Raw genomic sequence first — 13,229 nt, 5'->3', positions numbered from 1 at the left:
TTAATTATTTTCAAGCGCAGCGCGCGCCTGCGCGATTTGCTTATCTGAAAGGGGAAGATAACCAGCCTCGCTTACACGACGCTGGCCTTGTGGCGACAGCGCCTGTTGTAAAAAAGCCGCGACAAGTGGAGGCAAAGGTTTACCCGGCGCTTTGTTCACATAAAGATAAAGCGGGCGCGCCCACGGATATTGACCGCTGCGAATGGTGTTCGCATCCGGCGCTACCGCGGCACCCTCTGCGTTGACGACCGACAACATTTTTACACCGCTGAGATGAAAGCCGAAGCTGGCATAGCCAATGCTTCGCGGGTTGCCTGCAACGGCTTGCACCACCGCAGCTGAACCGGGAAACTCTGCCACGTCGCTACGGAAATCGCCATTGCACAGCGCCTGCTGTTTAAAGAATCCCCATGTACCGGAAGCGGAATTTCTGCCGTAACGCTGCAAATTTCGCTTTATCCAATCCGCTTGTTGCAGTCCGAGATCGCCCCAGCGAGCGGGAGTGGCGGTTGCGCCGCACAGTCGGGTGATAGAGAAAATCGCGTCGAGCTGACGCGGCTCAATCTGCTGCAACGGATTGCGCTGATTCACCACCACCACCAAAGCATCCATGGCTACCGGTACCGCCAGTGGCGGATAACCGTAGTGCGCTTCAAATGCCTGACGTTCATCTACCTGCATTGGGCGGCTCATTGCGCCCAGTTGAGCAGCACCCGCGGCTAATGCGGTGGGTGCAGTGGAAGAACCGGACGCCTGCACCTGCACATTGACTCCCGGTGCCTGACGGCTAAAGTCCTCGCCCCACAATGTCATCAGGTAGCCCAGCGTGTCCGATCCTACGCTGCTTAAATTGCCGGAAAGCGTAATCGATTGTGCCTGCGTTATGGCAGGCAGCAACAAAAGAAGAGAGTAAAGAAGCGCACGCATGAGGACGTCCATTAACCGTTAATGAACTGCATTCTCCTGCATCCCGATGCTGACAATCAACCTCGGTGCCAGCGTAAAGGTAAAGCAGGTTTCCTGATGAGGAATACTGGTGATCTCCAGCCGCGCGTTTTGGTGGCTCAGCGCATGCTTAACGATAGCTAAGCCCAAGCCGCTGCCGCCTGTTGCTCGCGAGCGGGCTTTATCGACCCGATAAAAACGCTCGGTCAGACGCGGCAAATGTTCTGGCGCGATACCTGGCCCGTTATCGCAGACTTTAAAGATTGCGCCCTGCCGGCTGCGCAGCCAGCTGATATCAATGCGTGTGCCTTCCGGCGTATGATTAACGGCGTTGTAAACCAGATTGGAAATGGCGCTGCGCAGTTGTTCATCGTTGCCAAAGACTTTCAAGTGGGGATCGGTATGGAAATGAATTTCATGCCGCCCGCCGCTCAGCGTTTCAGCCTCATGTTGCAGCAGCTTTAACATCATTGGCACATCGACTTTCTCTTTTAGATCAATAGCGGGTGCGGCTTCAATGCGTGACAAAGTCAGAAGCTGTTTCACTAAACTGTCCATGCGGCGCGTTTGCTCCGACATCGTGTGCAGCGCTTTGCTCCGCGACTTTTCGTTCATCACCGCATCGTTCATCATCTCCAGATACCCTTGCAGCACCGTTAACGGCGTGCGCAGTTCATGGCTGACATTGGCAAAGAAGTTGCGCCTTGCCCCTTCCAACTGGTGCATTTGCGTGACATCACGCGCCACTAGCAGCCATTGCCCTTCGCTGTAGGGCATGACGCGGAATTCCATGTGATGCTGATTATTCAGCACTTGGGTCAGCGGCTTATCAAAATCGCGCTGGCGAATATAGCGGGAGAATTCAGGATAACGCAGCAGGTTCAGGATGTTCTGACCATTATCTTCTGGCCAGCGTAAGCCAAGATGCTGCTGCGCCAGGCCGTTACACCAGAAAATGGTGCCCTCTTCGGTGGTGAGAATAACGGCGTCCGGTAGCGACTCTGCCCCACTGCGGAAACGCTTGATCAGATTGCCTAGCTCTCGCCGCCGCCGCCGGTTACGCAGCTGCATTTGATACAAACCGTAGAACAACGGTTCCCAGCTGGCGCGCCCGGTCGGTGGCGTCATGGTGCGATCCAGCCATAACCAATGCGATAAACGCATCAGGTTATGGAAATGCCACAGCAATACGCCCAACACGCTGAGCAGCAGTAGCCACGGCAAGTAGCCGAACAGCAGGCCAAGAATCAGCGCGGGCAAAGACGCCAGCACCAGTTCCGACAATAATCTCTTCCAGGAGAGGCGTTCCAGCACGGGTAAGGCTCCGTTTAGTAGCGGGCAGAGAAACGATAACCTGTTCCGCGAACGGTTTGAACCATGCGATCGTGGCCAGAGAGTTCCAGCGCTTTGCGCAAACGGCGAATATGCACATCAACGGTACGATCTTCGACATACACATTGGTGCCCCAAACGTGGTTCAACAGCTGTTCACGGCTGTACACGCGTTCCGGGTGCGTCATAAAGAAGTGCAATAATTTATATTCGGTCGGGCCCATTTCCAACGGCGTGCTTTCCGACATTACGCGATGTGAGGAAGGATCCAGACTCAAGCCCTGAATCTCAATCACCTCTTCCACCGCCATCGGTGAAATACGGCGCATCACCGCTTTAATACGTGCCATTAACTCTTTCGGTGAAAACGGCTTGGTGATGTAGTCATCCGCGCCCACTTCCAGACCGCGCACGCGGTCTTCTTCTTCGCCTCGAGCGGTCAGCATCATCACCGGAATATCACGCGTCATCGCTTCGCGTTTAAGGTGCTTGATAAACTGAATACCGCTGCCGCCGGGTAACATCCAGTCCAACAGAATCAAATCGGGCCAGGGTTCAATCAGTTTACCGACCGCGCTGTCATAATCTTCCGCCTCGATTGGCTGATAATCGTTCTGCTCCAGAACAAAACACAACATTTCACGGATTGGGGCTTCGTCTTCCACAACCAAAATGCGCTTAGCCATTATTACTCCTGCTGATATGACGGCTGTCACTGATGTTCGCGGCGCCATTATGCGTCAGTTTTGTGACACTTTTATGAAAAACATACCCTGTTAAATCAGGCTTTAATACCGAACGTTGACAGCGACATAACATTTTATGATTTGCGTTAAGCGCTGAGGCCAGACGTGAAAATTTATTTAAGCAGGCAGCATTTATAAATTGATAGCCGAAATAATTCGAGCTGCAGGGAGGCGGCAAGCGGATAAGAGCCCGGAGCACGCACGCGCAGCCAACGCATCTGCAGCTTGAAGTATGAGGTATAATCGCCGGGCATTTGGTTTTAGCAGGGAGTTCTATGCGCATCATTCATACCGCGGACTGGCATTTGGGGCAGTTCTTTTACAATAAAAGCCGGGCAGCTGAGCATCAGGCTTTCCTTGAATGGCTACTGGCACAGATTGAGCAACATCAGGTCGATGCCTTGATCGTCGCCGGTGACTTGTTTGATACCGGTACACCGCCAAGCTATGCACGTGAAATGTTTAACCGCTTTGTGGTGGCGCTACAGCCCAGCGGCTGCCAGTTAGTGATATTGGCAGGTAATCACGATTCGGTGGCCACACTGAATGAGTCACGCGAGCTGCTTGCCTGCCTGAATACCCGCGTTATTGCGACACCGGTTGACGAAGTGCTGGTGCTGAACAACCGTAAGGGCGAACCGGGCGCGCTGCTGTGCGCCATTCCCTATCTGCGTCCGCGTGACATCATGCGCAGCCGTGCAGGTCAATCAGGCCGCGAAAAACAGGTTAACCTGCTGGACGCTATTTCCGCCCACTATCAGCGCAGTTTTGTCGCCGCCCAGGCGCATGCATTGTCCTTGCCGATTATCGCCACAGGCCATCTCACCACGATTGGCGTGAGCAAAAGCGAGTCAGTGCGCGATATCTATATCGGGACGTTAGATGCATTCCCGGCTTCCGCTTTCCCTGCCGCCGATTACATCGCACTGGGCCACATTCATCGTGCGCAGCGCGTGGCCAACAGTGAACATATTCGCTACAGCGGCTCCCCCATTCCGCTGAGTTTTGATGAATTAGGCACGGAAAAAAGCGTTTTCCTGCTTGAATTTGCCCCCCATGGTCTGCAAAGCGTCACGCCGCTTACGGTGCCGCAGTTTCAGCCGATGCAGATGCTCAAAGGCTCGCTGGCGCAAATTGAGCAGCAGCTTGCCGAATATCAAACCTATCAGGATGAGAAACCGGTGTGGCTGGATATTGAAGTCACGACGCAGGAATATCTCAGTGATTTGCAGCGTCGGGTTGAAGCGCTGACCGCTGAATTGCCGGTTGAGGTGCTGCTGTTGCGCCGCAGCCGTGAACTGCGCCAGCACAGCCTTGCGCGGCTTGAGAACGAAACGCTGAGCGAACTGAAAGTAGAAGAGGTATTTGCTCGCCGCTTAGCCCTGGACAGCGACATGGATGAAGCACAACTCCAGCAGCTCAATACGCTGTTCCGCAGCACGCTGGCTGACATTGAGGAGAACACATGAAGATCCTCACGCTACGTTTTAAAAACCTCAACGCGTTACGCGGTGAGTGGTTTATCGACTTCCGTGCAGAACCTTTTGCCAGCAATGGATTATTTGCCATTACCGGCGCAACCGGCGCGGGTAAAACCACCTTGCTGGATGCCATTTGCCTGGCGCTGTATCACCAAACGCCGCGTCTTGGTGCCATCTCACAAACACAAAATGCGTTGATGACGCGCGACTGCGCTGAATGTCTGGCGGAAGTTGAATTTGAAATCAAAGGCGAAGCCTGGCGCGCCTTCTGGAGCCAGAACCGCGCACGCGGCACGGCGGATGGCAAGTTGCAGGCACCACGCGTGGAACTGGCACGCTGTGCCGACGATCAGATTGTCGCAGACAAAGTCAGCGACAAGCTAAAGCTGATCGAAACGCTTTCCGGCCTCGATTTCGAACGCTTCACGCGTTCAATGATGCTATCACAAGGCCAGTTTGCTGCTTTTCTTAACGCCAAATCAGGCGAACGGGCTGAACTGCTGGAAGAACTCACCGGCACAGAAATTTATGGCCTGATTTCCATGGCAATCTTTGAACGTCATAAAGAATCAAAAAATGCCTTAGCGCTGCTGCGCAGCCGAGCGGGCGGTATGGCGCTGCTTGATACCGAAACGCGAGCGGCGTTACAGCAGCAAATCGCTTCACTTACCGAAGCGGAGCAGACGCTAACCGCGCAATATGATAATGCCCATCAACAGCAGCAATGGCAGCAGCAGGCGCAGCAGTTCAGTACTGATGTGCGGCAGATCGCTGACGCCTTGCAACAGGCAGAACAGGCGTGGCAAGCCGCCGAGGTCGATCGTCAGCGGCTGGCTCGCAGCGAACCGGCAGAGAAGCTGCGCGGCAAGCTGCAACAGCGTGACGAATTACAGCGCGAACAGCGTGAGGTGCTGCAGGCTCAACAGCAGCTTTCACAGCAGTATCAGGCGTCTCTTGCGACTCAACAACGTGAACAACTGGCCTACACCGACGCGCAGCAGGTGCGCGAACAGACGTTGAACGTGCAGCAACAGCAGGAAACGCTGTTAACGGAACAGGTGATTCCACTCGATCAGCAGATCGCCACGCTGCATCAACAAGCACAGCAGCAGCAAGGTGAAAAGGATCGGCAACAACGCGTCTGCGAGCAGGCACAGCAAGCGCTGTCGCGTGAAAATGCGCAATTTGAGACGTTGCAAAAAGAGCAAGCCGCTCAGCAGGTGATTTGCGCGCAGTTGGCGGATGTGGCGCAATGGGGCGCATCGCTGTCGCTGTGGCAGGAACGGTTTGCCCAGTTAACCCAGCGTGAAATCGTGCTGGCTGAATTAACCCAGCAGCATCAACAGTTGCAGCAGCAGTTAGCCCAGCAGCAGCAGCAGTTTAGCCAACAAGCGCAACAGGCAGCACCGCTGCAACAAGCCGAACAGCAGGCTTTACAAGTAGTGGTACAGGCGGAGCAAGTACTAACTTCGCTACAGCAAAACGATCCGCCTGAAACGGTGCGTCATTCCCTTACGCAACTGCAAAACAGCCGTGATAAGCGACAGAACTTGACGCTTATCGCCTCGCAGTGGCAACCGCTGCAACAGCAGCTTAATGTACGTCAGCAGCGCCTTGTTGCGCTGGAAAAAGCGCACCAGCAGGGCGAAGCTGAACTGCAAAAGCTGCGTGATGACTGGAAGCGTGAAAATCAGCAGCTAACAGATGTCGAGAAGATTTGCGCGCTGGAACAGCATATTGCCGATCTCGCTGATTACCGCGCACGCCTTGAGGCCGATCAGCCCTGCCCGCTGTGCGGTTCTTGCACCCATCCGGCAGTTGAGGCTTACACCCAACTGGAAATCAGCGAAAACCAGCAGCGGCTGGCGGCGCTTAAAGTTCAGGTCGAGGCATTACGAGAAGCGGGAACCAGCAAAAAAGAGCAGCTAAATCAGTTCACCCTTCAGCAGCAAACGCTGCGCGAAGAGATCGCTGATTTTACCCGTCAGAATGAAACCCTTACTCAGCAGTGGCAAGCGCTGAGCAGTGAGCTGGCACTTACCTTCACGCTTAACGATCAGGCTGATTTAACGCGCTGGCAGCAGCAGCAAAGCGAGCAGGAAACCCGGCTATATCAACTGCTTCAGGCGCAGGACGCCGCTGAGCGCGCACGCCAGACCGCGAAAGAGCGCTACGTTCAGCAACAGCAGGCTTTACAGCAACATCAGCAGGCGCAGCAACTGGCTGAGCAAACCTTAAAAAATCAGCAGCAAACGCTGGAAGGCGTGCAGCAGCGTCAACGGCAGGAACACGCTAACTGGCAGCAGCTTAACGATGCGCTACAACAGCAACTGACCGATGCCGCGCTAACGTCGCCGTCGCCGGAAGAACGTGAAAATTGGTTAGCGGCTCAGCAGCAGCGTTGGCAGCAGTGGCAAAAGAGCGAGCAGCGGCTCGCCACACTGCAACCGCAGTTGACGCGCGCTGAAAGCCAGGTCAACGCTCTTCAGCAGCAGCTTGAAAGCGAGCAGCAACGCCTTAACACTCAGCAACAACAGCTCACGCTGATCATCACGCAGCTTGACGCACAGCGCCAACGGCGCACTTCACTTTTTGGCGATCGTGATGTGTTGTCTGCGCGCCAGCAGATGCAGGCGACGCTGCAACAAAAAGAGACACAGCTGGCGCAAAGCTTAAGCCGCTGGCAGCAAGCGCAAACCCAAGTCAGCAGCCTGGGCGGACAGCTGACAGTGATGGATACCCAGTTAACCTCGCTGGCAACGCGCCTGGCCGATGCCGAGCAGGCGTTCAACAGCGCCTTGAGCGCCGCCGCCTTTAGCGATGAAGCCAGCCTGCGCGCGGCTTTGCTGGAGGAACAGGTTGCGCAGCAGTTGCGTCATCACCTGCAACAGTTGGATCAGCAACAGCAACAACAACGGGCGCGACTGGCGGAAGTACAGCAGCGTTTTGCCGCGCATCAGCAGGCGAAGCCAGAGAATATGCCGACATCTGCTGAGGCATTAAGTGAGCAGCTAGAAAGTCTGCGGCTGGCACTCCGCGATAACGCCAGTCAGCAAGGACAGGCGCAGCAGCAGTTACTTAGCGATGCAACGTTGCGCGCTCAGCAGCAAGAATTAATGCAGCAGATTGAACAAGACGACGTCGCGCTGGCGCAGTGGAGCTTGCTCAATGATTTGATTGGCTCGGCCAGCGGCGACAAATTCCGCCGGTTCGCCCAAGGGCTGACGCTTGATCATCTGGTGGCGCTGGCCAATCGTCAGTTGGATCGCTTACACGGGCGTTATCTGCTGCAACGCCGCGCGCTGGATCTCCTGGAACTGGACGTTGTCGATACCTGGCAAGCCGACACCGCCCGTGACACGCGCACGCTTTCTGGCGGCGAAAGCTTCCTGGTAAGCCTGGCGCTGGCGCTGGCGCTGTCCGATTTGGTGAGTCATAAAACGCGTATCGAATCTTTGTTTCTTGATGAAGGCTTCGGTACGCTGGACGCCGAAACGCTGGATACCGCGCTGGATGCGCTGGATGCGCTCAACGCCAGCGGCAAAACCATTGGTGTGATCAGTCACGTCGAGGCGATGAAAGAGCGTATTCCGGTGCAGATCAAAGTGCAGAAAATGAATGGTCTGGGCTACAGCAAACTCGATTTGCCCAGCCCGTGAGGAGATGAGAATGACGAAATGGATCATTTGCAGCGCCTGTGTTGCGCTGCTGGCGGGATGCAGTCAAAAAGCGGCCACGGGAACGGATCCAGAGGTTAATGCGTATCTGCAACAGGTGAATAGCGCATTGATTCAGAACTTCGGCGATAGCACGAAATATGCGGGCAAAACCTGCAAAGTGACGGCACAACGTCGTCCAGATGGCCGATACAATGTGTTGCGCACTGAAGGCGATGAAGCGCTGTGCCTGAAATCCTGGCAAACCGTCAGCAGCATGCGCAATTTACCTTTACCGCCTAAAAACGCGCCTGAAGGTTTGGAGATTATCTTTCCTCAAACCGACGCTAACTAACCTGCAGATCCTGCCGCCACTGGCGTGGGCTGATGCCAAACCAGCGGCGGAAAGCGCGTGAAAAAGCGCTGACTTCTGAATATCCCAGCAGCAGCGCCATCTCTGAGATGGGCAGCTGCTTCTGCTGTAAATAGTGCGTCGCCATTTCGCAACGCACTTTATCCACCAGCGCAGTAAAACTTATCCCCTCTTCGCGTAAGCGCCGCTGTAACGATGCGCCTGATAATCCCAGTTTATCCGCTATCTCTTCCAGCACCGGTTCGCCCTGCATCAGCGAAAGATTAACCTGCGAACGCGTTTGCTCAACAATACTCTGCTGTGAGGCCGCGCTGTTTAAACGTCGAATCGCATCCTGCATCACCATCAATAACATCGGATCGCTTTCTGGCATGTTGCGCATCAAATCGCGCTTGGCGATCACCAGCGAATTAAACGGTTGATCGAACCACACCGGCGCATCAAACACTTTGCAGTGCTCATGCCACTGTTCTGGACGTGGATGTTCGAAATGCACTTCGCGCGGCGCCCAGTTTTTACCGGCAACGTGACGAATCAGGTTCATGAACATGCCCAAGGTTAATTCGGCGTCCTGACGTCGCGTCAGGATCGCACCGTGGCGCACCTGATAATCGAGCCGCCAGCTGTCGCCTTTGTCCACCAGCCGGGTCAAGGTATCGTGTTGATGCCAGGGAAAAGCATTCACTACATTGTGTAGCGCCTGCTCCAGCGTGGCCGAGCACAACCCGATGTAACCAATCAAGCCTAATGACTGCGGTTTAAACTGCTTGCCGTAGTGCAAACCGAAGTTATCAAACGCAGAGTGACGCGCCGCCTCTTCCATCACGCGGCAATAGTTGACCAGCCCCAGACTCAGCGTCGGACTGGCGAGCCGTTCAGGATCGATGCCGCTAATGCCAAATATGCGATCTACATCGCCGCCGCGAGTATGAATAAAGTCGCTGAGGCCGGTAGCTGCCGCCGCCAGCACGCCATGATTGCCCGACCCCGCCGCCGAGAGTGCGGCAAACGCGTCGGGCTGTCTCATCATCGTCGGGTTCATGGTCGCCTCAGAAAGTAGATTAGTGATCTCTCTTTCTGTGCAGCAATTTTCATACCAGCTCAGGATGGCGCGATATCACACCTTTAACGTAAAGCACGCGTAAAAGAAACGAAGCGAGGCACCGCGGCAGCGCATATGCGCTCACCGCTGGTGCATTACGCGCCGACCGGCAGCTGTTCAGTTTCCAGATAGCGGCGGCAAAGACGGACAGAATGCGCAGCCCATTGTGGCCCCAAACTCTGCGCCATTTCAGTTTCAGCATGCGATCCTACCCAGGCGGTAAGCTGGATACGGCGCTGGATCAGCAAGGTCGGTACCATCGCCATCTCTTTATCGCTGATGTGCGCCACCTGCTCATAGCCGCGGATCCAATTCTCGACCCACTCTCCGGCACGAGGATGGTGCTCAACAAAGCTGATCGCGGCGGCCAGATCATGCAGATACCAGCCGAGGCCGCAATCATCAAAATCGATCACCCGCGTTTCGCCTTTGTGCAGCAGCAGGTTAGTCAGGCGAAGATCCGCATGGATCAAACCGTAACGATCCGCGCCTTTACCGAAAGCGTCTAACTGCTGGCCCACACGATCTATCGCCTCTTCAACCACGCCATGATCCGCAGGATCGAGCGCTGGCGCGTCTTGCCAGCGTCCCCAATGACTTTGCGCACTGGTCATGGTGTGGTGATCCCAAATGATGCGTTGGAATCCGGCGGGTTTCTGCCAGCTTTTACTGTGCTGATGCAGTCGTGCGGTGATATTGCCCAACTGCTGAAAGGCTTTGGGATCGACATCGGTGGTGGGCATCTCGCCTTCGATCCAGTGAAACAACACCACGTGACGCGCGCCGCCTTCGGGCAGCAACAGCGTCAACACTTTTTCCCCTTCATTATCCGCTACCGCTTCCGGCACCACGATGCCGGTTTCCCGCAGCGCATCCAGCCACAGCAATTCACTGACGATGTCAGCTTTCTGATGATAATTGCCACGATGCAGGCGCAGCGCGTAGCGCTTTCCCGCCGCTTTTAACAGAAAAGTGGCGTTTTCGGAGCGACACAGCAAGCTCAGCTCGCCCTGAAGCGCAGCGGGATAGCGGCTTAGCGCCTGCTGCGCCAGCGCGGTCAGTTGGAAATCAGTCAGACTGTCATATTGTTTAGCACTCATCAGTTCGGCTCCAGTAGCTTGCGTGTTATCAGCATGGGACGCCAGCTCCGCAACTGCTTGACCGCAGGCCACCTAAAGTTGACCGCAGCGTGCATCTGGCACCGTTTTTGCCTCTAAGTTGACCGTGGAGGACAAAACTCACCGCGCCCGCGTCAAGTCTTTATCACCCAGGCAGCGGCATTATCCCTTCACTGTAGCGCAAACGATTAAATCGCGGTGTCCATGCCGCTTAGCACCAACAACGACGGGGATAACATTATGACGAGCAAGCTCAAACCCACATTAGGTGCCCTGCATCTTTGGGGAATCGCAGTTGGCCTGGTCATTTCAGGCGAATATTTTGGCTGGAGTTACGGTTGGGGCGTGGCGGGCACCTTGGGCTTTTTAATCACTACCGCGCTGATTGCCACCCTCTACACCTGCTTTATTTTCAGCTTTACCGAACTGACCACCGCCATTCCCCACGCCGGTGGCCCGTTTGCTTATAGCCGCCGCGCCTTTGGTGAAACGGGCGGAATGATTGCTGGCCTGGCGACCTTGATTGAATTTGTGTTTGCACCCCCGGCGATTGCGATGGCAATTGGCGCTTATCTCAACGTGCAATATCCCGATCTTAATCCTAAAACAGCGGCGGTCGGTGCCTATATTGTTTTCATGACGCTGAATATTCTCGGCGTGAAGTTGGCCGCGATGTTCGAATTGGTGGTCACGATACTGGCGGTGATGGAACTGCTGGTGTTTATGGGCGTGGTCTCACCGGGCTTTAGCCTGACCAATTTTACGTCTCACGGCTGGGCGGGCAGCGACAGCTTTGGCATGCCTGCGCTTTCCGGTATTTTCGCGGCAATTCCTTTTGCCATCTGGTTTTTCCTCGCCATTGAAGGCGCGGCGATGGCGGCAGAAGAAGCCAAAGATCCTAAGCGCACCATCCCGAAAGCCTACATTACTGGCATCCTGACCTTGGTGGTGCTGGCGATTGGTGTGATGGTGTTAGCCGGCGGCGCGGGCGACTGGCGCACGTTATCAGGTATCAACGATCCGCTGCCGCAAGCCATGAAAATGATTGTGGGTGAAAACTCTAACTGGATGCACATGCTGGTGTGGATTGGCCTGTTTGGTCTGATTGCCAGCTTCCACGGTATTATTCTTGGCTATTCTCGCCAGTTCTTTGCTTTGGCCCGCGCCGGTTATTTACCGCCAGGTCTGGCGAAACTCTCACGCTTTCAGACGCCACATCGCGCCATTATCGCGGGCGGTTTAATTGGTATCGCTGCAATTTACAGTGATGGCTTTATTAATCTGCAAGGCATGACGCTGACCGCCGCGATGATCACGATGGCGGTGTTTGGTGCCATCGTAATGTACATCATGAGCATGCTTAGCCTGTTCAAGCTGCGCCGAACGGCACCGGAAATGGAACGCAGTTTCCGTGCGCCGGGTTATCCGATTGTCCCTGGCATTGCGTTGGTGCTTTCAGTGGTATGTCTGTTGGCGATGTTGTGGTTTAACCCAGTGATCGGCGCGCTGTTCGTGGCATTTATGGCAGTGGGATATCTTTATTTCCTGGCGACTAAATCACAACGCGACAGCGCACCACAAGACAGCATGCTAGTGGGAGAATAAGTTAACGCGTTACCTGGGTTAAAGAGGTACTCGAGGCCGGTTTATTCAGTCGTGACCAGACGATTTGGCTAAATCGGCCTTTGCTATTAACGCTTTGCTTGCGAGTGATATGATTCCTGCCAAGCCAACACGTGACGCGCAGCAGGAATGTAGATGAAGAAAAAAGAGTTCGTGACCCAGGATCTGCTTAGCAAGATTTATCAGTCCGACGCTGACGGGCCGCGTAAACTCCCACCCGAACGCCAGTTGGCCGAAGAGTATAGCGTGTCACGCTTCACTATCCGTCAGGCACTGGAAAAACTGGTTAGCATTGGCGCCGTACGCATTGTTCAGGGTTCGGGCATCTGGATTAATGCGTCAGTGCGCAGCAATCCACTGGTCTACAACTCGATCACCGAAAAACGCTTTGACCAAATTCACTTCCGCCTCATCAGTTTGCACAAGCGCCGACCCGACAGCGATGAACAGAAGATATTCGACATTGATGACGAGACATTTATTTGGGCCTTCTGCCGCTTGCGCTATGTTGATGATCTCGCTGTACAGATTGAGCATTCTCGTCTGCCGGTGTCACTGTTTCCCGATCTCACCCGCGAGGTCACTGAACGCTCAATGCAAAAATATGTGCTGAGCAAGGGCTATACCATTTCACATATGCTCACCAGCTATCGCGCAATCTGTATCAGTCGTGAACAGGCCGCGTTGCTAGGCTGTAAAAAAGGCAGCCCGGCGATGCACATCATCAACCGGGGCATGTTGCAGGGCGGGCGCGTTTATGAAATTAGCGACATTACCGATATCAATTACACCTGCACTTACCTCACCCCTTTTAATCACAATAATCTTGAGTATCGTCAGGAAAATCGCTGAG

10 protein-coding genes are annotated in these 13,229 nt (G+C 54.8%); 5 read left to right on the top strand and 5 right to left on the bottom strand.

Annotated features, from left to right (window positions below; translation table 11 throughout):
• Genes ACF2G4_RS00410 through phoB form a run of 3 tightly spaced genes read right to left on the bottom strand, consistent with a single transcriptional unit; the run spans position 1 to position 2,963 of the window.
• Positions 1 to 927: a PstS family phosphate ABC transporter substrate-binding protein gene (locus ACF2G4_RS00410; protein ID WP_409075306.1), complete on the bottom strand. Its 927-nt coding sequence runs from the start codon at positions 925 to 927 to the stop codon at positions 1 to 3.
• An 18-nt stretch (positions 928 to 945) separates the two neighbouring features.
• Positions 946 to 2,259 carry a phosphate regulon sensor histidine kinase PhoR gene (gene phoR, locus ACF2G4_RS00405; protein WP_215847471.1) on the bottom strand — a complete coding sequence of 438 codons (1,314 nt, stop codon included), beginning with the start codon at positions 2,257 to 2,259 and terminating at the stop codon, positions 946 to 948.
• 14 nt (positions 2,260 to 2,273) lie between these two features.
• Positions 2,274 to 2,963: a phosphate response regulator transcription factor PhoB gene (gene phoB / locus ACF2G4_RS00400; RefSeq protein ID WP_215847472.1), complete on the bottom strand. Its 690-nt coding sequence runs from the start codon at positions 2,961 to 2,963 to the stop codon at positions 2,274 to 2,276.
• Between the two features lie 335 nt (positions 2,964 to 3,298).
• Here phoB and sbcD point away from each other — a divergent pair, with 335 nt between their 5' ends.
• From sbcD to ACF2G4_RS00385, 3 genes are read left to right on the top strand one after another with little or no spacing between them, the layout of a single operon-like run.
• Positions 3,299 to 4,492, top strand: coding sequence for an exonuclease subunit SbcD (gene sbcD / locus ACF2G4_RS00395; protein WP_409075305.1), 1,194 nt, complete (start codon positions 3,299 to 3,301; stop codon positions 4,490 to 4,492).
• Positions 4,489 to 8,163: an AAA family ATPase gene (locus ACF2G4_RS00390; protein ID WP_409075304.1), complete on the top strand. Its 3,675-nt coding sequence runs from the start codon at positions 4,489 to 4,491 to the stop codon at positions 8,161 to 8,163. Before sbcD ends, ACF2G4_RS00390 begins: the two co-directional genes overlap by 4 nt.
• 10 nt (positions 8,164 to 8,173) lie before the next feature.
• Positions 8,174 to 8,515, top strand: coding sequence for a cell envelope integrity TolA C-terminal domain-containing protein (locus ACF2G4_RS00385; protein WP_243078425.1), 342 nt, complete (start codon positions 8,174 to 8,176; stop codon positions 8,513 to 8,515).
• Here ACF2G4_RS00385 and ACF2G4_RS00380 read toward each other — a convergent pair.
• Both ACF2G4_RS00380 and ACF2G4_RS00375 read right to left on the bottom strand, forming a co-directional pair.
• The gene (locus ACF2G4_RS00380; RefSeq protein WP_409075303.1) at positions 8,508 to 9,575 is read right to left on the bottom strand and encodes an AraC family transcriptional regulator; all 1,068 of its coding nucleotides are present in this window, start codon (positions 9,573 to 9,575) and stop codon (positions 8,508 to 8,510) included. The two genes, ACF2G4_RS00385 and ACF2G4_RS00380, sit on opposite strands and share 8 nt — an antisense overlap.
• Before the next feature lie 155 nt (positions 9,576 to 9,730).
• Positions 9,731 to 10,735, bottom strand: coding sequence for a phosphotransferase enzyme family protein (locus tag ACF2G4_RS00375; RefSeq protein ID WP_409075302.1), 1,005 nt, complete (start codon positions 10,733 to 10,735; stop codon positions 9,731 to 9,733).
• Positions 10,736 to 10,993: 258 nt separating this feature from the next.
• On the opposite strand from ACF2G4_RS00375, the gene eat reads away from it, so the two are divergent.
• Both eat and ACF2G4_RS00365 read left to right on the top strand, forming a co-directional pair.
• Entirely contained in the window at positions 10,994 to 12,358 is a 1,365-nt protein-coding gene (eat, locus tag ACF2G4_RS00370; protein ID WP_215847476.1) for an ethanolamine permease, read from the top strand.
• A gap of 153 nt (positions 12,359 to 12,511) precedes the next feature.
• Positions 12,512 to 13,228 carry a GntR family transcriptional regulator gene (locus ACF2G4_RS00365; RefSeq protein WP_409075301.1) on the top strand — a complete coding sequence of 239 codons (717 nt, stop codon included), beginning with the start codon at positions 12,512 to 12,514 and terminating at the stop codon, positions 13,226 to 13,228.
• The last annotated feature ends 1 nt before the right edge of the window (position 13,229 follow it).

The organism is Pantoea phytostimulans (assembly GCF_046118715.1).
GTDB classification, from domain to species: Bacteria; Pseudomonadota; Gammaproteobacteria; order Enterobacterales; family Enterobacteriaceae; genus Pantoea; species Pantoea phytostimulans.
Note: the sequence above shows the minus strand (reverse complement) of the source record. Positions and strands in the feature narration are given on the sequence as shown.